This is a genomic window from Alistipes sp. UBA1686, from assembly GCF_002320215.1.
Taxonomy (GTDB): domain Bacteria; phylum Bacteroidota; class Bacteroidia; order Bacteroidales; family Rikenellaceae; genus Alistipes; species Alistipes onderdonkii.
The window spans coordinates 83,733-109,431 of the sequence record NZ_DCKA01000021.1; the positions used below are offsets into that span (position 1 = coordinate 83,733).

General features: G+C 61.9%; 20 protein-coding genes. 5 read left to right on the top strand and 15 right to left on the bottom strand.

The features are described from left to right. Window positions 1-20: 20 nt before the first annotated feature. The 9 genes from B3C38_RS10465 to B3C38_RS10505 all read right to left on the bottom strand — a co-directional run bounded on the left by B3C38_RS10465 (window position 21) and on the right by B3C38_RS10505 (window position 13,871). Window positions 21-872, bottom strand: a complete 852-nt coding sequence (locus B3C38_RS10465; protein ID WP_022333168.1) for a GNAT family N-acetyltransferase — start codon at window positions 870-872, stop codon at window positions 21-23. A gap of 196 nt (window positions 873-1,068) precedes the next feature. Next, on the bottom strand, window positions 1,069-2,256 hold the full coding sequence (locus B3C38_RS10470; protein ID WP_141417996.1) for a pyridoxal phosphate-dependent aminotransferase: 1,188 nt from the start codon (window positions 2,254-2,256) through the stop codon (window positions 1,069-1,071). 184 nt (window positions 2,257-2,440) lie between these two features. Next, window positions 2,441-4,105 carry a putative transporter gene (locus tag B3C38_RS10475; protein WP_130064900.1) on the bottom strand — a complete coding sequence of 555 codons (1,665 nt, stop codon included), beginning with the start codon at window positions 4,103-4,105 and terminating at the stop codon, window positions 2,441-2,443. Window positions 4,106-4,232: 127 nt separating this feature from the next. Then, window positions 4,233-4,931 (bottom strand): LrgB family protein, encoded by a 699-nt coding sequence (locus B3C38_RS10480; RefSeq protein ID WP_018696045.1) that lies wholly within the window; start codon window positions 4,929-4,931, stop codon window positions 4,233-4,235. Then, complete coding sequence (locus tag B3C38_RS10485; protein WP_022333171.1) at window positions 4,924-5,316, bottom strand: CidA/LrgA family protein; 393 nt, start codon at window positions 5,314-5,316, stop codon at window positions 4,924-4,926. The genes B3C38_RS10480 and B3C38_RS10485 overlap by 8 nt, the downstream gene beginning before the upstream one ends. Window positions 5,317-5,542: 226 nt before the next feature. After that, on the bottom strand, window positions 5,543-8,176 hold the full coding sequence (gene feoB, locus B3C38_RS10490) for a ferrous iron transport protein B (RefSeq protein ID WP_286727033.1): 2,634 nt from the start codon (window positions 8,174-8,176) through the stop codon (window positions 5,543-5,545). An 82-nt stretch (window positions 8,177-8,258) separates the two neighbouring features. Continuing rightward, window positions 8,259-9,623 carry an efflux transporter outer membrane subunit gene (locus B3C38_RS10495; RefSeq protein ID WP_286727034.1) on the bottom strand — a complete coding sequence of 455 codons (1,365 nt, stop codon included), beginning with the start codon at window positions 9,621-9,623 and terminating at the stop codon, window positions 8,259-8,261. Continuing rightward, window positions 9,620-12,757, bottom strand: a complete 3,138-nt coding sequence (locus tag B3C38_RS10500; protein ID WP_286727035.1) for an efflux RND transporter permease subunit — start codon at window positions 12,755-12,757, stop codon at window positions 9,620-9,622. The genes B3C38_RS10495 and B3C38_RS10500 overlap by 4 nt, the downstream gene beginning before the upstream one ends. A 4-nt stretch (window positions 12,758-12,761) precedes the next feature. Then, window positions 12,762-13,871: an efflux RND transporter periplasmic adaptor subunit gene (locus tag B3C38_RS10505; RefSeq protein ID WP_286727036.1), complete on the bottom strand. Its 1,110-nt coding sequence runs from the start codon at window positions 13,869-13,871 to the stop codon at window positions 12,762-12,764. Window positions 13,872-14,045: 174 nt separating this feature from the next. Here B3C38_RS10505 and B3C38_RS10510 point away from each other — a divergent pair, with 174 nt between their 5' ends. Continuing rightward, on the top strand, window positions 14,046-14,219 hold the full coding sequence (locus tag B3C38_RS10510) for a histone H1-like protein Hc1 (RefSeq protein ID WP_022333176.1): 174 nt from the start codon (window positions 14,046-14,048) through the stop codon (window positions 14,217-14,219). Window positions 14,220-14,326: 107 nt separating this feature from the next. Here the strand turns inward: B3C38_RS10510 and B3C38_RS10515 are convergent, their stop codons facing one another. From B3C38_RS10515 to B3C38_RS10530, 4 genes are all read right to left on the bottom strand, one after another. Continuing rightward, window positions 14,327-16,039, bottom strand: a complete 1,713-nt coding sequence (locus B3C38_RS10515) for a lipid A phosphoethanolamine transferase (RefSeq protein ID WP_286727037.1) — start codon at window positions 16,037-16,039, stop codon at window positions 14,327-14,329. 12 nt (window positions 16,040-16,051) lie between these two features. Then, window positions 16,052-17,272: a BamA/TamA family outer membrane protein gene (locus tag B3C38_RS10520; RefSeq protein ID WP_055210235.1), complete on the bottom strand. Its 1,221-nt coding sequence runs from the start codon at window positions 17,270-17,272 to the stop codon at window positions 16,052-16,054. Between the two features lie 4 nt (window positions 17,273-17,276). Continuing rightward, window positions 17,277-17,795 (bottom strand): hypothetical protein, encoded by a 519-nt coding sequence (locus B3C38_RS10525; protein ID WP_055201849.1) that lies wholly within the window; start codon window positions 17,793-17,795, stop codon window positions 17,277-17,279. Window positions 17,796-17,897: 102 nt separating this feature from the next. Beyond that, a complete protein-coding gene (locus B3C38_RS10530) occupies window positions 17,898-18,794 on the bottom strand; it encodes a DUF4440 domain-containing protein (protein ID WP_286727038.1) in 897 nt (298 codons plus the stop codon). Between the two features lie 141 nt (window positions 18,795-18,935). On the opposite strand from B3C38_RS10530, the gene B3C38_RS10535 reads away from it, so the two are divergent. Beyond that, the gene (locus B3C38_RS10535) at window positions 18,936-19,406 is read left to right on the top strand and encodes a low molecular weight protein-tyrosine-phosphatase (protein WP_055201853.1); all 471 of its coding nucleotides are present in this window, start codon (window positions 18,936-18,938) and stop codon (window positions 19,404-19,406) included. Window positions 19,407-19,534: 128 nt separating this feature from the next. On the opposite strand, the gene B3C38_RS10540 is transcribed toward B3C38_RS10535, so the two are convergent. Together B3C38_RS10540 and fabG are read right to left on the bottom strand one after the other, a co-directional pair. After that, window positions 19,535-20,413, bottom strand: coding sequence for a PorV/PorQ family protein (locus B3C38_RS10540; protein ID WP_022333184.1), 879 nt, complete (start codon window positions 20,411-20,413; stop codon window positions 19,535-19,537). A gap of 267 nt (window positions 20,414-20,680) precedes the next feature. Further along, window positions 20,681-21,427 carry a 3-oxoacyl-[acyl-carrier-protein] reductase gene (fabG, locus tag B3C38_RS10545; RefSeq protein ID WP_018696030.1) on the bottom strand — a complete coding sequence of 249 codons (747 nt, stop codon included), beginning with the start codon at window positions 21,425-21,427 and terminating at the stop codon, window positions 20,681-20,683. A 171-nt stretch (window positions 21,428-21,598) separates the two neighbouring features. On the opposite strand from fabG, the gene glyA reads away from it, so the two are divergent. The 3 genes from glyA to B3C38_RS10560 all read left to right on the top strand — a co-directional run bounded on the left by glyA (window position 21,599) and on the right by B3C38_RS10560 (window position 25,697). Next, window positions 21,599-22,879 (top strand): serine hydroxymethyltransferase, encoded by a 1,281-nt coding sequence (glyA, locus tag B3C38_RS10550; RefSeq protein ID WP_141405605.1) that lies wholly within the window; start codon window positions 21,599-21,601, stop codon window positions 22,877-22,879. 12 nt (window positions 22,880-22,891) lie between these two features. Next, window positions 22,892-23,572: a DUF2461 domain-containing protein gene (locus B3C38_RS10555; protein ID WP_195622563.1), complete on the top strand. Its 681-nt coding sequence runs from the start codon at window positions 22,892-22,894 to the stop codon at window positions 23,570-23,572. A gap of 196 nt (window positions 23,573-23,768) precedes the next feature. Further along, window positions 23,769-25,697: a PTS mannitol transporter subunit IICBA gene (locus B3C38_RS10560; RefSeq protein WP_286727039.1), complete on the top strand. Its 1,929-nt coding sequence runs from the start codon at window positions 23,769-23,771 to the stop codon at window positions 25,695-25,697. Window positions 25,698-25,699 lie beyond the last annotated feature (2 nt).

Here is a 25,699-nt window from a genome sequence, read left to right on the forward strand (position 1 = left end):
GGGCTTTGTCCTTGCCCCCCCTATATTTTTTTCACCATTTCGAACTGCCGCCCCGTCACGGCGATGTTCGCCGCCTCCAGGAACGCCGTTAACGATTCGCAGCCGGCCTCGGTGTTTATGGCCTTGACCGAATCCGCCTTGTTGAGCCGGAGCGCTTCCCGCAGCAGCGAGGTGGCGATCCCCCGCCGCCTGTACCGCTTGTCGACAGCGATTAGGGCAATGTCGCCCGAGGCGGGTTCGAAGATGCAGTATCCCACTTGTGTCCCCTCTGCGCGGGCGCTCAGCCCGGCGAAGTCCCCCGCAGCCCGCCTTATGGCCTCGGGGCTGTTCTGCCAGGAGGGCATGAAATCCCAGAACTGCGGGTCGGGGGCGAACCGTCCCACATCGACGGGCGTTACCGTACAGGCAATGTCCGGGATTTTCGCGCCGAGGTGCACGTGCGCGCCCTGTTGTATGGAATAATTGAATTCACGCGCCGTTTCGAACCCGAGCTTCCGGTAGACCGATACCGCCTTTGTGTTGTGTTGCAGGACTTCCAGCAGGTATTGCCGGATTCCGGCCTCCCGCAAGTAGGGGATGGAGTGTTCGAAGACCTTTGCAGCGAGCCCCTGCCCGCGATAGGCTTCGAGGGTTCCCGTGCCGGTGTCGTAGGCCGTCGGCAGGCCGTTGAAATTCCCTCTCCCATTCAGGGTGAACGCGGCGATCCGCTCCCCGTCGAACGCGGCGAACGACAGGCGGGGATCGAAACCGCGCCTGCGCAGCATGCGCCGGAGCTGTGTTTCGTCCAGTTGGACTTCGTAATCGGCGAATGCCTGGCCGAATGCCTCGAACAGCGTGCCGAAACATGTATTTTCCAGTGATTTTATCTCCATATGTGTCTGTTTCGGATTTCGGGGGACAGGGCTCCGTCCCCTCTTTTCAAGAGTCGTCGGTTGCAGCTTCTTCCCGCTGCGGGATCGCGCTTTACGCCGGGCACCGCCCCCTCTTCGCCGGAAAGCGAACTGAAAAAAACTCCCCTCGGGAACCGATGTCCGCGAGGGGAGCGCCTTATTCCGTATTGCCCGGGAGTTATTTCCCGAACTTGGCGATGATATTGTCCGTAGCTTTTTTCAGCAATTCCTCAGGGCAGCAGAGGGTGATGCGGATGTAACGGTTGCCCTCCGAGCCGAAGATGCCGCCCGGGGTCAGGAACACGTCGCATTTGTCCATCACCTCGTCCGAGAATGCAAAGCTGTCGCCCTCGTACGATTCGGGCAGCTCGGCCCATACGAACAGCCCGGCCTGGTGCTCGCGGTATTTGCATCCCAGCGCGTCGAGCAGCGCATAGGCCTGCTTCTCGCGGCCGTAATAGATGCCGTTGAGCTCCTCGAACCACTCTTCGCCCAGTGCCAGCGCCGTGTCGGCCGCCGCCTGGATCGGGTAGAACATGCCCGAGTCCATATTCGACTTGAACGTCAGGATCGAGTCGATCCACTCCTTCTTGCCCACGACGACGCCCACGCGCCAGCCGGCCATCGAGTGGCCTTTCGACAGCGAGTTCATCTCCAGTGCGACGTCGCGTGCACCCTCGGCCTCCATGATCGAGATCGGGGCGGCGGCATTGCGGATGAAACTGTACGGGTTGTCGTGCACGATCAGGATGTTGTGCCGGGCACCGAAATCCACGATTTTCTGGAACAGCTCCATCGTCGGGGTCTGGCCCGTCGGCATGTTGGGGTAATTGACGAGCATCATCTTCACGCCGTCCAACCCGGCCTTCTCGATCGCCTCGAAATCGGGGTAGAAGCCGGTCTGCTTGTTCAGCGCATAGGGAACCATCTCGCCGCCCGAGAGGCGTACGGCAGCCGAGTAGGTGGGGTAGCCGGGATTGGGCACGAGCACCTTGTCGCCTTTATTGAGGAACGTCATGCATATGTGCATGATGCCCTCCTTCGAGCCGATCAGGGGTAGTACTTCGTTGTTGTAGTCCAGTTCCGTGCGGTACCATTTCTTATACCACTCCGCAAAAGCCTTGCGCAGGATGGGTTCTCCCTTGTAAGACATGTATTTGTGTACGTCGGGGCGCTGTGCCTCCTTTGCGAGGCGGTCGATGACCGACTGGTGCGGGGGCAGGTCGGGGCTGCCCATAGCGAGTTTCACGATCTGACGGCCCGTTGCCGCTTCGATTTCGGCGATCTCGCGCAGACGGCGCGAAAAATAGTACTCTCCGATGCCGTCCAACCGATGGGAACGGGCGATATTGACTGCTTTTGCCATAGTATAAGGGTGTTTGGATTTTTGCCAGCAGCAAAGATAGGTATTCCGATTAAAATTTAAAAGCCATCGTTGAATTTTATCTGCCATCCGACTCTCTCTGACGCTTCATTTCCCGCCCAAAACTGCTTTTGAGCGACATGCGGGACGGGTAACAGTTCGTAACATTTTTTACGAACCACCCCGCTTACAGCGCGAAGAGGATGAATATCTGCGCCGTCAGCACGCGCAGGAACATCACTACGGGATAGACCGTCGAATAACCCACGGCCGGCATGTCGTTGCCTGCCGTCGCATTGGCGTAGGCCAGCGCCGGGGGATCGGTCGTCGATCCGGCGATAAGTCCCATCAGCGTGTAGTAGTTCATTTTGAGCCACAGCCGCGCCACCAGCGCGACGATTATCAGCGGCAGGACGGTGATGGCGACGCCGTATCCGATCCAGCGGTAACCGCCGTCGACGATGGCGTCGATGAATCCGTCGCCCGCGCCGATGCCCACCGCCGCGAGGAACAGCGCGATGCCGATTTCGCGCAGCATCAGGTTGGCGCTCATCGTAGTGTAGGTGACCAGGTGGAAATGCGTGCCGAAGCGTCCGATCAGGATGGCCACGATCAGCGGGCCTCCTGCCAGTCCGAGCTTCACGGGCTGGGGTACGTTGAGCAGCGGAATTGACCCCAGCAGCACACCTAAAGCGATACCTACGAAGATCGTCACCAAATTAGGCTGGTTCAGCTTCTTGAGCGAGTTGCCCAATACGTCGGCCACCTGCGCCACGGCTTTCGCGGGCCCTACGACCATCACACGGTCGCCGACCTGCAGTTCCAAGCCCTGATAGGGGATCAGATCGACGCCCGCGCGGTTTACGCGCGTGATGGTGATGCCGTATTTCGTGCGCAGGCGCAGGTCGGAGAATTTCTTGCCGTTGAGCGACGATTTCGTAATCAGGATGCGGCGCGACACCAGCTCGGCATTGGGCGTATTGTTGCCCCACTGCTCGTCGGTCATCTCCACGCGGCGGCCGAAGAAGGCCACGATCGCCTCGATGTCCTCGGCCTGCGAGATCAGCCACAGCCGGTCGCCGATATGTATCACGCTCTCCGCATCGGCCATCGAGATCGTTCCGTCGGGACGCAGGATGCGCGATATGACGAACTGACGGTTGATCAGGTCGCGGACATAGGCCACCGTGCGGCCGTCGAGCGTCTTGTTGGTGAATTCGACCGAAACCTTGTCGGCGAGCTTGTGTTCACGGCTCAGCGCCGCCAGCCCCTCGTCCTCCTTTTCGAACTTCACGCGCAGGGCGTAGCGGATGAAGATCATCGTGAATATGATGCCCACGACGCCGAGCGGATAAGCCACGGCGTATCCCAGCGCGATCGTGGGGTCTTCGATTCCCAACGCATCGGTGTAAGCCTGCTGCGCGGCACCCAGTCCGGGGGTGTTGGTCACTGCGCCCGAAAGGATGCCGACCATCGTCGGAATCGGCGTGCCCGTCGCCAGATGAACTACATAGGCCGTCGCCACGCCCAGCAGTACGATCGCTACGGCACACATGACCAGCGTCATGCCGCCGTGCTTGAACGATGCGAAAAATCCCGGTCCGACTTGCAGACCGATCGAGAAGACGAACAGAATCAGCCCGAATTCCTGCACGAAGTGCCTGACCTCGCCGTCCACCGTCATTCCGAAATGACTCAGGACGATACCTACGAACAGAATCCATGTGATTCCGAGCGAGATGCCGCCGATTTTGACTTTTCCGAGCAAAATGCCGATGGTGATGACCAATGCGAAGGTCAGCACGGCATGGGCGATGCCGCTGCCGAAGAACAAGGTGTGTAACCACTCCATATTAACCTACTTTTGTGCGAATTGCCAGCAATTGTGCAAAAGTAGTATTTATTATAGAATTTAAAAAACTTTGATGCGACTTTTATAAGCCCGATATATGCCCGTCCGCCTGCCGCAGGGCTTACTGCTAATACAGATACCGCTCCATCAGCGGCATCAGCAGCGCCGTAGCCAATCCCATCAGGGCCATCGCCAGTCCGCTCAGGGCTCCTTCGACGGCTCCCATCTCGATGGCGCGCGCCGTACCGATGCCGTGCGCCGCGGCTCCCAGCGCAAACCCCCTTGCTTCGGCATCCCGCACGCCACAGCGGCGCAGGATCCACTCGCCGAAGATACTGCCGAAGATCCCCACGCAGAACACCACGACCGACGTGACGGGGACGATGCCGCCCAGCGGCCCCGAAACCGACACGGCGATGGGCACGGTGACCGACTTGGGGGCTATCGAGTTGAGTATCTCGCGTCCGGCGCCGAACGCCATGGCGATATATACGACGCTCAGCACGCCCGCCACGCAACCCGCAAGGGTGGCGATGCCGACCGGGAGCAGGCTTCCGCGCAGTTGTTCGACCTGTTCGTAGAGCAGGTAGCCGAGTGCGACGACCGACATGCCCAGGGCAAAGTCGAGGATGCCCGTGGCTTCCTGGTAGCGGGCATAGCCGATGTCCGCCGCACGGAGGAATACGATGACGGCGACGAACGTGAGCAGCACGGGATGCAGCAGCGGCATCCGGATGCGGCGGTAGACCGCCGTCCCGAGGCAGTAAAGCCCCACGGTGAGCGTCAGCAGGAAGAGGTCGGTGGAGAGGAACGCCTTGTCAATCATTGTCCGGGGTGTTTGCGGCGGTTTCACGAAGGTGCCGGATGCGGCGCAGGCGCGAGCGGCGGTTCAGGCTCTGGAACGTCTGCCCCGTCACCAGCAGCACGATGATCGTCGAGGCGATGCCCGAGATTACGATCGCCCACAGGTTGTCGAGGATCACGCGGTAGGAGTCCATCAGCCCTACGCCGTAGGGGACGAAGAAGAGTGCCATGGCCCCCAGCAGGAACCGGGCTGCGGGACGTACCGTTTCGGCTTTGACCCAATGCAGGCACAAGGCTGCGAAGAGCAGGATCATGCCGATGATGTTACCTGAAACATAACCTCCGGTAAGGATGCTCAATGCATTGCCGATCAGCCAGAAAAGAAGGATGTAAAAAAGTCCGGGCATTGTGTGTGCGCTTGATTCCGGGGCAAAGATAGCATTTCCGGCCGGAAGTTGTTGCGCCCGCCTGTGATTTTATGTGCGGAGTGTCTTTTTCAGCGGGCACTGCGTACTGGCGCACGACGCGCATCCGCCGCGCCGCCTGCCCCTGAAGAAGCACCACATCCGCCGCACTACGACGGCTGCGACCGCGATGCCGATACCCCAGACCGCAAAGTCCTGCCACCCCATGTCAGAGCCACATGAAAAGGCGGTAGACCGCCCATGCTACGACCCACGCCAGCACCGTGTTGTAGGCCACGGCGGCCGCGGCCCATTTCCACCCGGCCTCGGCGCCGATGGCGGCGATGGTCGCAATGCAGGGGAAGTAGAGGAGGATGAATACCAGGAAAGCCAGTGCCGATGCCTGCGTGAAGTCGCCGCTTGCCAGCAGCTTGCGGGAGAGGTTCACGGTTTCCTCGTCTTCGCCGGCCGGCTCCGTGACCTTGCCCGCCTGCGTGCCCGTGCCGATCTGTGCGTCAGTGTTTTCCGCAATGCGGATCGCCGTCTGTCCGTCCGCCCCGCCGATAACGGCGATGCTGCTTTCCGGTACGCCTTCGATCTCGATCTTTTCGCCCGACCCCGTGACGATCTCCGTCGTGCCAGCGCCGGGGGCGGTTGCCGCCTCCCCGCCGTCGGAATAGAGCACGCCGAGCGTGCTGACGACGATCTCCTTGGCCGGGACACCCGACAGCAGTGCCACGCCCGCCTTCCAGTTCAGCCCCAGCGGAGTGAATACCGGCGCGCAGTTCTGCCCGAGACGCCCGAGGTAGGAGTTCTCGTAGTGGGCCGCCGTGCCGCCCTCTTCGCTGCGGGGGTAATAGCTCAGGAACCATACGACCATCGAAGCGATCAGGATCATGCCTCCCATCTTGCGCAGGTATTGCGCGCATTTGTCCCACATGTGGGTGAGCGTCGTCTTCCATGTCGGCAGGCGGTAGGGCGGCAGCTCCATGACGAAGGGCGTTTCGTCCACCGGGAACATGAAGCGCCGCATCAGCCGTGCCGTGACGACGGCCAGCACGACTCCCAGCACATAGAGCCCGATCATCACCAGACTGGCGTCGGCGGCGAAGAACGTCCCGGCGAGCAGGAGGTAGATCGGTATTCGTGCACTGCATGACATGAACGGGGTTATAAGTATGGTTATCAGCCTGCTGCTTCGGCTCTCGATCGTCCGGCTGGCCATGATGGCCGGGACGTTGCAGCCGAAGCCCATGATCAGCGGGATGAACGATTTGCCGTGCAGGCCGATGCGGTGCATCACGCGGTCCATGATGAACGCGGCGCGCGCCAGGTAGCCCGAGTCCTCCATGAACGAGATGAACAGGTAGAGGATCATGATGTTGGGCAGGAAGACGATGACTGCCCCCACGCCGCCGATGATGCCGTCGACCAAGAGGTCGCGCAGCGGCCCCGCGGGCAGCAGCGCGTCCACGCCGCTGCCGATCCATCCCACGAGCGTGTCGATCCACTCCTGCGGGTAGGCGCCGAGGCTGAATGTGCACCAGAACATCAGCCACATCAGGAAAAAGAAGATCGGGAAGCCCCACAGCTTGTGCGTCACGAAGGTGTCGATCAGCTTCGTGGCCGAGGCCTCTTCGCGTTTCCCCGGGGTGTAGGTCTCCTTGAGCGCCCCCTGAATGAACCCGTATTTCTGGTTGGCGAAAGCCGTCTCGACATCCTCGCCCAGGGCTTCGGCAATGCGTTTGGCCTCGCGGTCGCGGATCTCCGCCCACTCGGGGTAGCGGCTGCTGCCGCGCAGCTGTTCCTCGACCTGCCTGTCGCCTTCGAGCATCTTCATGGCGTAGTAGCGCGGCGGGAAGGCCTTGGGCAGTTCGCCGCGGTAGTCGCTCATGTCGTCCTTGAGCCGCCGGAGCCCCTCTTCGATGACGGGGCCCATGTTTATGTGGATGTGGCGTACGCGCTCGTCCTGGTTCTCGTACACGGCGATCACGGTGTCCAACAGCGCTTCGATGCCTTTGCCGTTGCGTGCCTCGACGGGTACCATCGGTACGCCGAGCATCCGTCCCAGGTTGTCGTAATCGAGCTCCGAACCGCGTGAATCGAGCTCGTCATACATATTGAGAGCCACCACCATGCGCGGGTTTATATCGATCAGCTCGGTCGTCAGGTAGAGGTTGCGTTCGAGGTTCGACGCCACGACCGAATTGATGATGACGTCGGGTGTCTTTTCGGCGACATGGCTGCGGACGTAACGCTCCTCGGGGGTATAGGCCGAAAGGGCGTAGGTGCCCGGCAGGTCGGTCACCTCGAAGCGGTAGCCGCGGTAGTAGCGGTGCCCGCTCTTGGCGCCGACGGTCACGCCGCTGTAATTGCCCACGTGTTCATGGCCGCCCGATATGGCGTTGAAAAGCGAGGTCTTGCCGCTGTTGGGGTTGCCCACGAGCGCCACGCCGATCGTGCGGCTGTGGCGCGAGATGACCTCGTCGGCCGTGGCGCAGTCGTCTTCCGCGCCCGGCGTCCCGGCGGCGGGGTATTCGGGGGCTTGTTCCGGCGTTCCGCAGCCGCAATACCCGTGGCGGTGCCCGGGATGATGGCGGTGGTGGTGATGTCCTCCGGCAAGGTATTCGTTCACTTCGCTGTCGGAGAGTACGACGACCATGTCGGCCTCGGTACGGCGCAGCGAGATGTCGTAGCCCATGATTTTATATTCGATCGGGTCTTTCAGGGGGGCGTTGAGCAGTACTTCGACCCGCTGCCCGCGGACGAATCCCATCTCCATGATGCGCCGGCGGAAGCCTCCGTGGCCCGTCACCTTGAGGATCGTGGCCGACTCGCCGGTCTTAAGTTCGGATAAACGCATTGTCGCTCTTTAGTTTTGGCGCCAAAGATACGACTTTGCGGCCGGATATGCAATCCCCATTTGTGGGTATATTCGGGCGGCCTTACCACCCGCCGCCCAGTGCCTTGCAGAGGTTCACGTAGTTGATGTACTGCTGTGCCGCGATGTTCACCAGCTCCATCTGCGACTGGTAGAGGCTCCGCTGGGCGTCAATTACGTCGAGGTAGTCCGACAGCCCGCTGCGGTAGAGCGCCTGCGTCATGGTGGCGATGCGGTCGTTCGAAACGACCAGTTCGCAGGAACGCTCTGTCTGGGTGCGGTAGGTGGCGATGGCGACCAGCGCCTTCTCGACATCTGCGAATGCCGTCAGCACGGTTTGCTCGTAAGTCTTTGCCGCTTGCGTATAACGCTCCATGGCCGCCAGCTCCGAGCGGCGCAGCTTGCCGAAGGCGAACAGGGGTTGCGTGAGCGAGCCCAGCGCATCCCACGCCCAAGGGTTTGCCGAAGTTAAACCTTTGATCGAATTGGAGGCTATTCCTCCTTTGGCTGTCAGTGCAATGGACGGGAATCTTGCCCCGCGTACAACCCCGGCATTCGCGGCCGCTTGGAGCATATTGTAACGCGCCTCCATGATGTCCGGGCGCCGCTTGAGCAGTTCCGACGGAAGCCCTACGGGGATGTCGGCGGGATGGCGGTCTGCGAGCAGGCGCAGCCCCGAGCCCGTGCTGTCCGCCGCCTGCGGCGTTTCGCCCAGCAGTATGTCGAGCGACAGCCGCGTCTGCTTCACGGCGCGCTCGTATTGCGGGATGTCCGCCTCGGCCGTGTAGACCAGGCTGCGTGCCTGCTCCAGCGCCACGCCGTCCGACATGCCGTAGCGGAACATCGAGTCGATCAGTGCGGCCGATTCGCGCCGCAGGGTGCAGCTGCGCCGGGCGATCGCCAGGTCGCGTTCGTATTCGAGCAGCGTGAAGTAGGTCGTGGCGACCTCCGCGGCCAGCGACAGCCGCACGCCCCGCAGCGCCCATTCCGAGGAGGCGATCTGCGCCCTGGCCGCCCGTTTGGCGTTGCGCAGCTGCCCAAACAGGGCGATTTCCCACGAGAGCGACGGTTCGACGGCGTAGGTCTGTACGATCTTGGTCTGCGGCGTGTATTCCCCCTCGGCCGTGACGCCTATGCCCACCTGGGGCAGGAACTGCGCCCGCACGACGCCGAGGTTCTGCCGCGCCTCTTCCACGCGCGAAGCCGCTACGGCCACGTCGCGGTTGTTCTCCAGCGCCCGCTGCACGAGGTTGGCGAGCACCGTGTCCCCGAACAGCCGCCACCAGTCGGAGGCGAGTGCCGCGGTGTCCCGCGGGAAGCCTTCGCCGTAGAGGTAGCCGTCGGGCACGTCGATCTTGGGCGGGTAGAAACGGGGTGTGCAGGCCGCGCAGGCGAGTGCGAAGATTAGGGTAAGGTATCCGGTTTTCATAGTTTTTCCTCCTGTTTTTTGCGTTCGCGGCGGCGTTCGAAATTCCCGATGCGCCCCACGAAATAGTAGAGTGCCGGGTAGACGAAGATGCCCAGCAGCGTGGCGAACAGCATGCCGCCCACCAGTGCCACGCCCATGATGTTGCGTGCCGTGGCGTAGACCCCGCTGGCGAATACCAGGGGCATGACGCCGAGGATGAACGCGAAGGCGGTCATGATGATCGGCCGCACGCGCAGTTTGGCGGCGCCGATCGCGGCGTCCATCAGCGACAGGCCCTTTTCGTTGAACAGCCGGTCGGCGTACTCCACGACCAGGATGGCGTTCTTGGCCGCCAGGCCGATGAGCATGACCAGCGAAATCTGCATGTAGACGTCGTTGACGAAGAAGGCGTCCAAAAGGTGCGATACCCCGATGAAGAGCACGGCGCCCAGCACCGCGACGGGGACGCTCATCAGGATCGCCAGCGGCAGTCCCCACGACTCGTAGAGCGCCGCGAGGGCCAGGAAGACGAACACCAGCGCCAGCAGGTAGACCAGCCCGCCCGTCTTCGAGGCATTGGCTTCCTGGTAGGAGGTGCCGCTCCACGCCGTGCCGATGTCGTCGGGCAGCACCTCGCCGGCCGTACGGGTGATCTGCTGCATGACGGTCGTGGTCGAGGCGCGCGCCGTGGGCGTCACCGTGAGGGAGATCGAGCGGTAGAGGTTGAACTGCGAGACGTATTCCACGCCCACCGTGTCGACGACCTCCACGAACGACGATACGGGCACGCTCTCGCCCGAGGACGAGGCGACGTAGTAATTGTCGAGCGAGCGTTTGTCGATCCGGTATTCGGGGGCCGCCTGAATATAGGTCTGGTAGAGCTTGCCGAAACGCGAGAAGTTGTTGATGTAGGCGCCTCCCAGCAGGGTCGTCAGGTCGCCGTACAGCACGCCCAGGTCGACGCCTGCGGCGAGCGCCTGCTCCTTGTCGATGCGCAGGCGGCGCTGGGGCACCCCGGCGTTGAACTGCGTGGTCACCGAGGCGATCGAGGGCTGTTTGCGCAACGAATCCATCAGCCGTCCGGCCTGGGCGAGCAGGTAGGCCGTGCCGCGCCCTTCGAGATCCTGCACCTCGACCGATACGCCCGAGGTGATGCCCAGCCCGGGGATCGAGGGCGGGATGAAGGCATAGCACTCGGCGCCCGGCACAGCGACGTACAGCTCGTCGGTGAGTTTCTGTGCGATTTCCATGGCCGAGAGTTTGCGGTCGGCGAAGTCGACCAGCGAGACGAAGATGATGCCGCTGTCGGTCGAGGCGATGCCCGCCATCATGTTGAAACCTGCGGCGAACGAGGTCGAGGCCACTTCGGGCAGGGTGCGGATCACGGCGTCGGCCTCCTCCATGGCGGCCTGCGTGACGGGCAGCGCCGAGGCTTCGGGCGTGGAGACCATCACCATGACGTAGCCCTGGTCTTCCTCGGGGAGGAACCCGGCGGGCAGCTTGCGCCATACGACGAAGATGACCGCGAGTACCACGGCGATGAATACGCCCGTGCGCGTCACGTGGCGGATAAGCGTCGGCGTAAAGGCCGTATAGCGATCCATGTTGCGGGAGAACCAGCGATTGAAAGCGGCGAAAAAGCCTTTCTGCGGCGGTTCGCGGCGGCGCAGCAGCAGGGCGCACAGCGCCGGGGAGAGCGTCAGGGCGTTGAATGCCGAGATCACCACCGAGACGGCGATCGTGATGGAGAACTGCTGGAACAACCGGCCTGTGATGCCGCCCGTGAACGACACGGGGACGAATACGGCCAGCAGCACGACCGTCGTGGCGACGATGGGCGAGGCGACGTTCTTCATGGCTTCGAGCGCCGCGGCGCGGGGCCGCATGCCGGCGGCGATGTTGACCTGCGCGGCCTCGACGACCACGATGGCGTCGTCGACCACCAGGCCGATGGCCAGCACCAGCCCCAGCAGCGAGATGATGTTGACCGAGAACCCCAGCAGCGGGAAGAGCGCGAAGGCGCCGATGAGCGAGACGGGGATCGCCACGAGCGGGATGACGGTCGCCCGCCAGTCCTGGATGAAGAGGTAGATGATGAAGATCACCAGTAGGAGGGCGATCACCAGCGTGTGGAATATGTCCCGGATACCGGCGTCGATGCTGGTCGTGGTGTCGACGATCGTGGTGGCCGCAATGCCGTCGGGCATGCGTTTTTCGAGCCGTGCCATCGCCGCCCTGACCTTCTTGCCCACCTCCACGGCGTTGCTGCCGGGCTGCTGGTAGACGACGATCATGGCCGTGGGCTTGCCCTCGAAGAGCGAGCTCACGCCGTAGCTCTGGCTGCCGAGCGAAACCTCGGCCACATCGCACAGCCGGATCTGCTGGCCTTCCGAAGTCGTGACGACCACGATATCGCCGAACTGCGCGGGGGTGGTGATCTGCGGCGGCATGGTCACCGTATAAGTATAGGTGGTGCCGTCGGGCGCGGGTTCGGCCCCGAACTGCCCGGCGGGGTAGATGCCTCCCTGGTTCTCGATGGCCGCGGTGACGGCCGAGACCGGGATGCCGTAGTATTTCAGCACGTCGGGCTTGAGCCATACGCGCATGGCGTACTCGCCGGCGCCCATGATCGACACCTTGCCCACGCCGTTGATCTTGAGCAGCTCGTTCTGGAGGTTGATGTAGGCGTAGTTGGAGAGGAACTCGGCGTCGTAGCGTCCGTCGCTGTGCAGCGAGAAGACCAGCAGGAAGCCGGTCATGGTCTTGCGCGTGGTGACGCCCTGCTTGGTGACCGTCAGCGGGAGCTGTGCGGTGGCCGACGAGACGTTGTTCTGGGTGAAGATGGCGTCCAGGTCGGGGTCGGAGCCTATGTCGAAGGTCACCTGCATGACCATCGAACCGTCGTTGGCGCTGGTGGTTTGCAGGTAGAGCATGTCGCTTACGCCCATGACGCTCTGCGCCACGGGTGTCGCCACGGCGTTGTTGACCGTCTCGGCATCGGCGCCGTCGTACGTGGCCGAGACCTCGACCACGGGCGGCGTGATGTCGGGGTACTGTTCGATCGGCAGGTTCAGGATCGAAATCAGCCCCACGAGCACGATGACGATGGCCAGCGACAGGGCGAAGATCGGGCGCGAAACGAAAAATTTCTCCATGGCGTCACTTTTTTTCGGGGATGACCTTCATACCGTCGTGCAGTTTCTGCTGCCCGGCCGTTACCACCAGTTCCCCGTCGATAAGCCCTTCGTCGATGCACCACATCGTCCCGTACGTGTCACCCGGGATCACCCGGCGGTACATGGCCGTGCTGTCGGGGCGCACCACCCAGACCGAGTTGACGCCCTGTGCCTGCCTCACGCACGCCTGAGGAACGACCACGCGCGGCCGTACCGGGCCGACGTTGGCCTCCACACGGGCGAACTGCCCGGGTTTGAGCGAACGGTCGGGGTTGGGGAACATCACCACCAGCACGAGCGTCCCGGTCGTGCTCGACACGTCCTTGCGCGTGTAGTCGTAAAGCCCCTCGTAGGGGTATACCGTGCCGTCGGCCAGCATCAGGCGGATGTCGGTAAGCAGCCCCGCGTTGTCGAAGATCGAGGTGCGCGGCCCCGCCGCGCGCAGGTATTGCGCCATAGGGATCGCCACGTCGACGGTCAGCGTATCGATGTTCGAAATGGTCGTCAGCACGCCGAACTGCGTGCCCGGCCCCACGTAGTCGCCCACGTGTGCCGAGGTGTTGGAGATGATGCCGTCGATGGGCGAGCGAAGCTCCGTGTAGCCGACGTTCATGCGGGCGCTGCTGAGGGTTTGCTCGGCCGAGCGGACGGTGGCTTCGGCGGCTTTGTACTGGGCCGTATACTGGTCTAACTGCGACTGGCTGATGGCGTTGATCCTGGCCAGCGGCACGGCGCGGTCGTAGTTGTTGCGGGCTTCGACGGCCTGTGCCCGGGCTGATTGCAGGGCGGCCTCGGCTGCGAGCATCGAGGTCGAGAGCTGGTCGGGGTCGATCGTGAACAGCAGTTGCCCGCGCTTCACGGGCATGCCGTTGGCGAACTGCTTCGTAAGCAGGTAGCCGTTCACGCGCGGCTGGATCACCGCGTCGAAATTGCTCGCCAGGTAACCGATGAACTCCATGCGGTTGGGGACGCTGTCCGTGACGGCTTCGGCCACGCCGACCCTGAGCGGGGGCATGGCGGTTTGGGGCTTGTGCCTGCGGCACCCCGCGAGGAGTACGGCGAGCAGCCCCGTGATAAGGAAAAGTCTGTTCATACCGGGATGTTTTACGCCCTTGCAGGGACAAAAAACGTACCGTGAACAGGGTGAGAGTTAGTTAAAAAGGGGATTTTATGCTAAAAAAGGCTGATTTTTTTGGCTGCAAATGATGATGTTTAGATAATTTTTATATCTTTGCGTTGATAACAAACCCAAATTAATATAAAAGTTATGAAAGAATTAGTAGCAAAGATCAATGCCGAATACGAAGTATTCGCAGCAAATGCAGCAGCACAGGTGGAGAAAGGCAACAAGGCTGCCGGTACCCGTGCCCGCAAGTCCGCACTGGAGATTTCGAAGCTGATGAAGGAATTCCGCAAGATTTCCGTAGAGGCTGCGAAATAATCGCTGACTACGTAGACGCAACAAAGGCTGTCCTTGGGGGCAGCCTTTGTTGTTTTCGTGCCGTATGCGGATCGTTCCCGCGACAAGCCGCACGGTCGCGGCGCAGGTCAGGGCTCGATGCCGAATTTGCGGAACACCTTCATATCCTCTGCGGAGAGGCCCGTCTTGCGGAACGGTACGGCCTCGTTGTGGTCGTTCAGGTAACGGCGCGGCCGGGTGCGGTCGTAGTCCGCGTTGACCAGCGACACGCCCGTGTCGATGTAATTCCCCCGGATCGAAGCCATGTCGGCCATGGTGTGGAACAGCGCATGGGTCGTGGCGGGCGCCGTGGCGTTTGCCTCGGCGGCAGCGGCCTTGTCGGGGAAATTCTGCCGGTAAGCGTCGGAGAACCACGCCAGCGAAGCGACGTAGAGCTGGTAGGCCGTCGTCGTGGGCGAAGCGTGCAGGAACCGTTCGCGCCTGTCATCGAGGATGTCCTCGCCGTGGTCGGCGCAGTAGAGCAGCGCCGACGAAGTCCCGCGCAGCCCGCGCAGGTACTGGATCGTCTCCGAGAGGAAGAAATCCGTGTAAAGGATCGAATTGTCGTAGGCGTTGCGGAGCGTCTGCACGTGTTCCCGTGAGATCGCCACGTCGTCGTCGGGGCGGAACTGCGCAAACTCGCGCGGGTAACGCTGGTGGTAACTGAAGTGCGAGCCGTAGCAGTGGAGTATGAAGAGCATCTTCTGCGCCTTGTTGCTTTCCACGGCGCGGCGCACCTCGTCCAGCAGCTGCATGTCGTGGCGCGGCGAGCGGATATAGATCAGGTGGTCGGCGTCGCGGGCGAGTTTGTCGATCATGGCGCCCTGCGGCGACTGGTTGGAGATGAACCAGGTCTCGAAACCGGCCTCGTTGAACAGCGCCGGGAGCCCCTTGCGGCGGTAGAGTTCGGGATGTTCGTCGGTCGCAACGGACGAGAGGATCAGCGGCACGCTCTTGTGCGTGGTGTTGCTCTGCGTGAGCATGTCGCGGAAAACGACCAGGTCATCGACCTGCGAAAGGCGGGGATTCGTCTCGCGGCCGTAACCGTACAGCTGCCAGTTCATCGCACGCGAGGCTTCGCCGATGACGTAGACGTATATCTCGCGCCCCGGTGCCTGGGCCGTGCGCGACGCGCCGTAGGTGAAATCCTCCGAGGTCTCCTCGAAATTGTAGGCCTTGCGGAATTCCGTGGCACTCAGGTGTACGTTGTAGAGCACGTTGAGCGGGAAGATCTCGTCCCGCAGCACGTGCCGGTCTTCGCTCACGCGGTAGGCCGGCCACAGCGCCAGCATGCCCAGCGCCATGAGCACCGCCCCGGTCAGCCCGACGTTCATGCGCGTGGTGCGCGATATCTGCCGTTTGTGCCCGATTTCGCGCGCGGCGAACCACAGCAGCGGCAGGTACATCACGCAGACCAGGATCACGGAGGGGTAGATGTTGCTCAGCAGCTCGCCCGCCTCGCCCGGGTTGGTCGTCACCAAGTTGGTGAACATGTCCGTGGCGATGATCGAGTTGCCGAAGAGGTACAGCAGCACGATCTGGAACGCGCACAGGAAAATGAACGGGAACGCCAGCCAGATCATTATGCCCGAACGGCGCAGCGCCACGCTCCACATCATGTAAAATCCCAACGGCATCAGTATCAGCGCCTCGACCGTCCAGACGGAGTAGGGTTCGGTATTGGCCAGCACGCAGTTGGGGATAATCAGCGCGACAAAGAAATAGACGGTCAGCAGCGTGGTGAAACGGCTGCGGGTTTTGACCGTCCGTTGTCGGTTATGTTTGTTCGGATCAGCATTCATATCTTTACTAACCTAAAAAGCTTCGTTCAGGCTCAGCAGGAATCCGCTGGTTTTCTTGCCGAAGCCGTAATCGAGCCGCACATTGACCCGTTTTTTCAGCTCCCATCGCAGGCCGACGCCATAGTTGGGAAGCGTTTCCGACCAGTCGAACCGGTCGAGACTGTTGAATACGTTGCCGGCACCGCCCCATACCGTGCAGCCGATACGCCGCCAGATGCGCTGGCGCAACTCTACCTGGAAGGTAATCATGTCGTTGTCCGTATAGCGCCCCTGGTAGTAACCGCGCATGCGCTGCGAACCGCCCATGCGGGCCAGCATCGGCCACGGGGTGCCTTCGGAGTTGAACTCCGCGTAGAGGTCGGTGGCGATCAGTCCCCCTTTCCACACCTGCCGGTACCAGTCGGCCGTGAAGGTCGTGCGCCACAGCGACTTGCCGCAGTTGCCAAGCCCCTTGGCGTAGAAAGTCTCCTCCAGGCTGACATAGATGCCCCGGTACGGGTTGGGGATGAAGTCGCGCGAGTCGTACTCGAGGATGGCTCCGATGCCGGTGGCAGTGTAGTGCGTTTTCTGCCCGTACTCCTGCAGGTAGCCCTCGCTGCGGGCGTCGAATTTCTTGCCCTGCGTGTGCTCGAAGCTCAGGATGCCGCCCACATAGGTGTTGGGCAGCACGCGGTGCAGGTAGCGCCCCTTCACGAGGTAGCGTTTTTCGTTGTACGACCCCTCTTCGTTATACCGCCCGTCGTGGTAGCCGATGCCCCACATGTCGCGGGGCGCCGAGGCGAACATTACCGTGTAGTCGATGCGCTTGCTGTTGCGGGCGAAGATGTTGTTGCCCGTGACCCCCAGCGCATAGAACCCCGAGATCGAGACATTGGCGAAGATCGAGATGTCCGAGGGTGCCGTCACCGAGTCCGTGCGGTCGATGCGGTAGAGGCCCGCGGCCAGCAGCCCGATGCCGAGGCTCGTATTCTTCGAGTAGCTCGGGCCCCCCGCGAAAGTGAAGTCGATCTTCTTTTCGAACGTGCGGTCGGTGGTCGAACCTTCGAAGTATTTTACGACGCGGCGCAGGAACGGCGGGCGCTTTTCGGCCTGCGGTTCCTCTTCCTGCCCCGGAAGCGGGGTGTACGTATAGTGCAGCGTATCGCTGCCGTTGATGTATACCTCCTGCTCCTGTGCCCGTCCGTGCAGAACGAAACCCAGGACGAAGCATACAACGGCTATCCTGCGCAGCATCCGGCTATTTGTACTTCTCGATTGTTTCGTAGAAATCGGCCTTGTCCTGCTCCGAGAGCACGCCCTTGCGCAGGAATACCAGCTCGCCTTCCTTCGATACGATCATCAGCACGAACTGGTTGTTGCAGTCGCCCAGCTCCCATGCCGTGCTCAAGATACGATCCTGGTCGGCCAGCACCAGCGCGCCGTTCTTGGCCGTGCGCTTCTTGGCCATGTTGCGGGCCATGCCGTTGGGAACCATCGGTGCGTCCTTGAGGTTCATCACCCCGAAGCCGTAGATGTTGTCCCCCTGTGCACGGTGGTTCTCCTCCAGCTCGACCGTGAAGTCGTTGTTCTGCTTGTGGCGGTCGGGGTCTACATAGAATATCATCAGGTTCTTCTCGCCCCAGTACGGCAACTTGGCCGGTTTGCCGTCGAGGTCGAGCACTTCGACATTGTTCACTTTGCGCGGCAGTTCCTGTGCTGCGGCTGCGGATGCCGTGAGCGAGAGGGCCGCCAGCATCGCGATTACTTTCATCTTCATTATATTCTGTTTTTTGGTTTTAAATGAAAACAAATCGGGACAAAGTTACAATATTTCCGCCAACATACCGACCGGCAGGCGATCTAATATTGTTCTCTTCGTTCAATTTTTTCGTTTCGCAGGGAAAAGGGCCGTGTCGAACGCATAGAGCCCCCCGCCGGACATGGCCAGGAACACATAGACCCCCAGCCAGGTGAATGCCAGCGTCCCGAAGCCCGGGGCGCCCCAGAGCAGCACCCCGAGGATTCCCGCCGCCATGACGATGGCCGAGGCACGTACCCACAGGCCCATGATTATCAGGGTGGCGAGCACCACCTCGACGAGCGAGACGATGACGAATACGGCCGGGCTGCCGGCGAATGCGAAAGAGGGATACGAGTTGACGATCTCGTTGTAATCCTGTATTTTGCCTATGTTGTGGAAGAACATCATGCCTCCCGCGAACAGGCGCATGTACAATACGGCCCAATCCATGTGCCTGCATTGTGCGATCCGTTCACCGATTCTTTTTTCCATGCCCCGTGCCGTGCAATTTGCATTCCAAACCCCGCACAGCGAATATTCGGCAACGCCGCACCGCCTCAATCGTCCTGCCGGGCGAAAGACCAGTGCGTATGTACGATCGATCTCCCAACCGCCGGACGTTGCGGCCGTGTAAACTTCCGTGTAGTGCATCCTGAACACCTGCCCGTCCCTGAGAACCTCGTAATCGTATGCCAGGACGGTAGCGCCCGGCGACAACCGCACGACGGGGTCGATCATCCGGTACGTGTCGATCCTGACTTTGCCCCTGACCGTGCCGTAGTACTCTCCGAGGGCTTTTTTGCCGATGATTTTGCGTCCGAGAGCCGGGTCGAAATAGACTACGTCGCCGGACGTGAGTTCCAGGAACCCGTCGGGGTCGCCCTGGTTCCACCGCTCCAGTGCCCGCCGTTCCAATGCGATGATTGCGGCTTCGGGATCCCCGCCGCAGGGGGTGTGGTTCGTGTTTCGGTACATAAAATTGAATTTAGGATGTATGACGTGTCGGACTTGTTATACCGCGGGTTACCGGCACAGGCTCCGCCTTTTGGACGGGCAGCGGCACGGCACGACCCGATAAATTTGGCACTCCTCGCGTCTTGTACTATCTTTGCAGCCATGGAAACAAAGATACTTTTCGTTTGTTTGGGGAATATTTGCCGCTCCCCGGCTGCCGACGGAATCATGCGGCACATCGTCCGCGAACGCGGGCTCGGGGCGGAGGTTGCGGTCGACTCGGCCGGGACATATGCCGGGCACACGGGCGAACTGCCCGATGCCCGCATGCGGCGGGCTGCGTCGCGCCGCGGTTACGAACTGACGCACCGTGCCCGGCAGATCCGCGAGGAGGACTTCGGGAAATTCGACATGATCGTGGTGATGGACGACCGCAACTACGAGCACGTACACCGGCTGGCGCCGTCGCGTGCGGATGCCGCCAGGATCTTCCGTATGCGGGAGTTTTTCAGCCGCCATCCCGGCTGGGATCATGTTCCCGATCCCTATTACGAAGGGGCCGAGGGCTTCGAGCTGGTGCTCGACATGCTGGAAGACGGCTGTGAGGGAATCCTCGCACACCTCGGGAAATAGGCTGCCGGAATACCGGGCGGACGGGTGCAGGTGTCATTTGTCGGAAAACCCTGCCGGCACCGCGGCTCGGAATGCGAAACACCGGCCCGGAAGTACCCGGGCCGGTGTTTTCATGTTCCGGAAATCCCTTAGAAATCGAGCCCGAAGCTGATGCTGTACGTGTTGTGCAGCAGTGTCTCCTTGCGTGCGATCAGGTAGGCGAAATCGAGGCGCAGGTGCAGGAACCGCACGCCGGCGCCGACCGACCCGTAGGTGGGGTAGTAATTCCGCCGTTCGCCGTAGTGGTAGCCTGCCCGCAGCTGGATGAGCTGCATGAGGTTGTATTCGGCGCCTACGGACATCTGGAACCCGCGCACCCGTGCCGGGGAGAAATAGTAGCCCCAGTCCGCCCCGACGGTTATTTCGTGGGCATCGGAGAGGAACGTATCCAGCGCCACGCCTGCCGTGAGATCCATCGGCAGCGTATAGTCCGTTTTCCCGAGGTATCCGCCCAGGTTGCCCAGCTTGCCCCCGACGCGCAGCGTGGAGTAGCTGCCGACGTTCTCCAGCGGCATCGACCATGCCGCGCTCAGGTCGACGGCCAGTGCGTCGGCCGTGTCGTCGGGGCGTTTGAGGTGCATGTAGCGCCCCACGATGCCGACGGCCCACCTGTCGCCCAGGCGGCGCGAATAGCCCAGGTCGACGGCCATGTCGTTGTTGCCCCGTTCGCGCAGGTATTGCCGCCAGCCGATCTGTGCCAGGTTGACGTTGTCGAACCGGCAGAACCCGGTCACGGCATAATAATCGAATTCGCCCTGCCCGTAGTAGGACGAGGAGACCTGCGAGGGCATCTGCGAAAAGATGGCCGTCGCCGAGTTATTATAGATGGCGTGCGAACCCGACAGGGTCGTCATGGCTACGCCGCCCATGCCGAGTGCCTTGGCGTCGGGTGTCGGGAGCGTAGCCTCCTGCGCCGTCGCATACAGCGCGGCGGCGAGGAGTGCCAGGGTGGTTGTCAGACGTTTCATACGGCAAATATAGCAAAAAAGATGCAACTTGTATTCCGGGGCACCGGCTGCACCCGTTCCGCGGGCACGAGATCCGCTTCAGGAGCGCTGCGACAGACTCGAAGAAGTGCGAAAAGGCTTCTGCCGACGGAGCGTAAGCGTGCGGAACTCCCGGTAGGATGCGAATATAAGAAAAGTGCCCGCCGGATTTGTCCGGACGGGCACTTTTCCTTTTCGGCCGGTGTCTCGCGGCGCGGTTTTCCGTATTTCTATGGCCTGTACCGCCTTTTAGCAGTTCATCGCGCCGCAGCAGTGGATCACCTGCCCGCTGACATACGACGAGAGATCCGATGCGAGGAACAGCGCGACCTTGGCCACATCCTCGGGCGTGCCGCCGCGGCGGAGCGGGATCTGCTTGTACCAGCCTTCCTTCACCTCGTCGGGCAGCTTGTCGGTCATCTCGGTCATGATGAAGCCCGGGGCGATGGCGTTGGCGCGGATGCCGCGCGGGCCCATCTCCTTGGCGATCGACTTGGCCAGGCCGATCATGCCGGCCTTCGAGGCCGAATAGTTGCACTGGCCCGCGTTGCCGCTGACGCCCACCACCGACGACATGTTGATGATCGAACCGCTCTTCTGGCGGGCCATAATGGGCGTCACGGCATGGATGAAATTGAACGCCGACTTGAGGTTTACGGTCAGCACGGCGTCCCACTGCGCCTCGGACATGCGCATCATCAGGCCGTCCTTGGTGATGCCGGCGTTGTTCACCAGGATGTCTATGCGACCGAAGTCCTTCACGATCCGGTCGATGACCTCATGCGTCTCTTCGAAATTCGCCGCATTCGAGGCATAGCCTTTGGCCTTGACGCCCAGCGCCGCGATCTCGGCCTCGGTGGCCTTGCCGTTCTCGTCGATCGCCAGGTCGGTGAACGCCACGTCGGCGCCTTCCTTGGCGAATTCAAGTGCGATGGCTTTGCCGATGCCCCGGGCAGCACCCGTTACGACAGCCACTTTTCCTTCGAGTAATTTCATAACTTTCAACGTATTAAGAGTTTCGGTAAAATATTCTGTTTTTCCTTTTTTCGTCCAAAAGACGAACAAAGTTAAGAAAAATATTTTGAAACGTCCCGCCGCCGCCGGATTTTCGCCAAATATTACTAACTTTACCCTCCGTAAACGGAATTTCGTAAAACCCTTAACGATATGAAAAGAGACACCCAGATTTTCGATCTGATCGCCGCCGAGCGCAGCCGTCAGATGCATGGCATCGAATTGATCGCCTCGGAGAATTTCGTCAGCGACCAGGTCATGGAAGCCATGGGCTCCGTGCTGACCAACAAATATGCCGAGGGCTATCCCGGAGCCCGCTATTACGGCGGCTGCGAGGTCGTGGACAAGGTCGAAACACTCGCCATCGAACGCATCTGCCGCCTCTACGGCGCCGAATACGCCAACGTGCAGCCCCACTCGGGCGCACAGGCCAACATGGCGGTATTCTTCGCCTGCATGCAGCCGGGCGATACCTTCATGGGGCTCGACCTGGCGCACGGAGGCCACCTTTCGCACGGTTCGCCGGTCAACATGTCGGGTAAGTATTTCAACGCCGTGGGCTACCAGCTCGACGAGGCCACGGGCGTCATCGACTACGACGCCATGGAGCGCAAGGCGCTGGAGTGCAAGCCCAAGGTGATCGTCGGAGGCGCCTCGGCCTATTCGCGCGAATGGGATTACAAACGTATGCGCGCCATCGCCGACAAGGTGGGGGCGTTGCTGCTCGTGGACATGGCGCACACGGCCGGCCTGATCGCCGCCGGGCTGCTGGACAACCCCGTGAAATACGCGCATATCGTCACCTCGACGACGCACAAGACCCTGCGCGGCCCGCGCGGCGGTATTATCCTGATGGGCAAGGATTTCGAGAACCCCTGGGGGCTCACCACGCCCAAGGGTGCCGTGAAGATGATGTCGCAAATCCTCAATTCGGCCGTATTCCCCGGCATCCAGGGCGGCCCGCTGGAACACGTCATCGCCGCCAAGGCCGTGGCGTTCGGCGAGGCGCTCGAGCCCTCGTACAAGGAGTACCAGGCGCAGGTGCAGAAGAACGCCAGGGCGATGGCCGAAGCGTTCGTTAAACGCGGTTACAAGATCGTTTCGGGCGGCACGGACAACCACCTGATGCTGGTCGACCTGCGCACGAAATTCCCCGAGCTGACGGGCAAGCTGGCCGAGAAGTGCCTCGTGGCGGCCGACATCACCACCAACAAGAACATGGTGCCCTTCGACAGCCGCTCGCCGTTCCAGACCTCGGGGCTGCGCTTCGGGACGCCGGCCATCACCACCCGCGGCCTGAAAGAGGACAAGATGGACTACATCGTCGGCCTGATCGACCGGGTGCTGCACGACCCCGAGAACGAAGCCAATATTGCCGCCGTACGCAAGGACGTGAACGCCCTGATGGCCGACTATCCGCTTTTCGCCTGGTAAAATTCCGGTAGGATGAAAGAGGTCATCGACTTTTTCCGCCGCCTGCACGACAACAACGACCGTGCATGGTTCGACGCCCACCGCACCGAATGGGCGCACGTGAAGGGATGCTTCGCGGCTTTCACGGAGCAGCTCATCGCCGGGATCGCCGAGTTCGACCCCACGGTGCGCGGCCTCAGGGTGCAGGACTGCACCTACCGCATCGCCCGCGACACGCGGTTCAGTCCCGACAAGTCGCCCTATAAAACATATATAGGTGCGTATATCGCGCCCAAGGGCAAGAAGTCGGGGTTTGCAGGCTACTATTTCCACATCGAACCCTGCTGCGACAGCCTCGTATGGAGCAACCTGCTTTCGGCGGGGCTCTACTGCCCCGAGCCGGTCGTGCTGCGCAGCGTGCGCGAGGAGATCCTCGACAACGGTGCGGAAATCGCGGCGGCCATCCGCAAGGCCAAGGGGTTCGCCATCGTCGAAGAGAACAAGCTCAAGCGGGTGCCTACGGGATTCCCTGCCGACAGCGAGTATGCCGAGATGCTGAAACTCAAGGATTTCTATATTGCCAAGAAGATCACCGAGGAGTTCCTGCTCTCGGACGACCTGCTGGAGCGAACCCTCGCGGAGTTCCGCCGCACGCAGCCGTTCATCGCGATCCTGAACCGTGCCGTGCAGTTCGCCTACGAAGAGATGATGTAACCTGCCCGTGCAATAATGCAACCGCCTTCCCTGACCGGGGAGGCGGTTTTTTGTTGGCGGGAGCCTCCGGCGCGGCACCGTACGGGGGCAATAAAAGGCAAAATCCGCCGCCGCCCGAAAAAAAACAGGGCGATTCTTTGCCTGCGGAATAGGTGATTCGCGCGCTTTCCTTGTATTATATACAAGAAAGAAAGCTATGCGACAACAAATACAGAAATTCGGCAGGGCCCTGAGCGGCATGGTCATGCCCAACATCGGCGCGTTCATCGCGTGGGGATTCGTCACGGCGCTCTTCATCCCCTCGGGATGGTGGCCCAACACCCAGATGGCACGCCTGGTCGACCCGATGCTGACCTACCTGCTGCCGTTGCTGATCGCCTATACGGCCGGGCGCAACGTCGCCGGCGAACGCGGCGGGGTAATCGGGGCCATTGCCGCCATGGGCGTCATCGTCGGCAGCGATATCCCGATGTTCATCGGAGCCATGGTCATGGGCCCGCTGGGCGGGTATACGATCCGGTGGTTCGACAAACTTACGCAGGGACGCATAAAGGCGGGCTTCGAGATGCTCGTGAGCAATTTCTCGATAGGCATCCTCGGTATGCTGCTGGCCATACTGGGCTATTGGGTCATCGGCGGTGCGGTGACGGGGCTGACGCTGCTGGTCAGCAACGGCGTGGAGGTCGTGATCCGCCACGGACTGCTGCCGCTCGTGTCGCTTCTGGTCGAGCCGTCCAAGGTGCTGTTCCTCAATAATGCCCTGAACCACGGCATCTTCTCGCCGATCGGCATCGAGCAGGCCCGCGAAACCGGGCAGTCGATCATGTTCCTGCTGGAAACGAATCCAGGCCCCGGGCTGGGCGTACTGCTGGCCTGCTGGTTTTTCGGCCGCGGCAATATGCGCCAGTCGGCGCCCGGCGCCGTAATCATCCAGTTCTGCGGCGGTATCCACGAAATCTATTTTCCCTATATCCTGGCGCGCCCGGCGCTGATCCTCGCCCCTGTTGCGGGCAGTGCCGCCGGGCTGCTGTTCTTTTCGCTTGCCGGGGCCGGACTGGTGGCGCCGGCTTCGCCCGGCAGCATCATTTCGGTGCTGGCCATGGCTCCCAAAGGCCAGACCCTCGTCGTGCTGGCCGGAGTGCTGATCTCCACGGCGGTGTCGCTGCTCATGGCGGCGCCCTTCGTCCGGCGTGCCGCCACCGCGGAGGATATGCCGACAGGCGCAATCCCCGCCACGCAGGGCGGGGCGCCCGCCGTAAAGGCCGCGCAGTACTTCCCGGCACATATCCGCAAGGTGGTTTTCGCCTGCGATGCGGGCATGGGGTCGAGTGCGCTGGGTGCCACGCGGTTTCGAAAAAGGCTCTCCGATGCGAGCATCGGCATGGTGGTCGGCAACTGTGCCGCGGACGGCATTCCCGCCGATGCCGACGTCGTTGTCTGCCAGTCCGTGCTGGCCGGGCGGATCGCCGGAGCGGGACATGGCGCTGCGCTGGTCGTGATCGACAATTTCCTGGCAGACCCGGCCCTCGACGCCCTGTTCGCCCGGTTGGCGCAGCAGGACGGTGCGGACGCCATTCCCCGAGCCGGCGGTCTGCCTGCCGGGACGGCGGATGCACAGCCCTCCGACGCCGGCCTGCGAAGGGTGGGGGATGCCCCGGATCGCATGGCCGCCCCGCAGCCGGACGATGCCGCGGGGCGGTCTTCCGGCGAGGTTTTGCGCCCCGGGAATATCCGGACGGGGCTTCCCTCCGAACCCAAGGAAGCCGCGATCCGGCGGGCTGGGGAACTGCTCGCAGCGGGCGGATATGTCGAACCCGGATATGCGGATGCCATGCTGCGCCGCGAGGAGTCGGCAACGACCTATATGGGCATGGGCATCGCCATTCCGCACGGGACGTCCGACGCCAAGAAGTGCGTCCTGCACTCGGGCATTGTGGTGCTGCAATACCCCGGCGGGGTTGCGTTCGGCGACGAAAAGGCATACCTCGTAGTGGGCATTGCCGGCGTGGGGGACGCCCACCTCGATATCCTGGCCCGGCTGGGCGAGGTATTCGGGGACGAAGAACTGTTGCGGAGGCTGACGACCGAAGACGATCCGCAGGCGATATACGAAGTACTGAAATAACT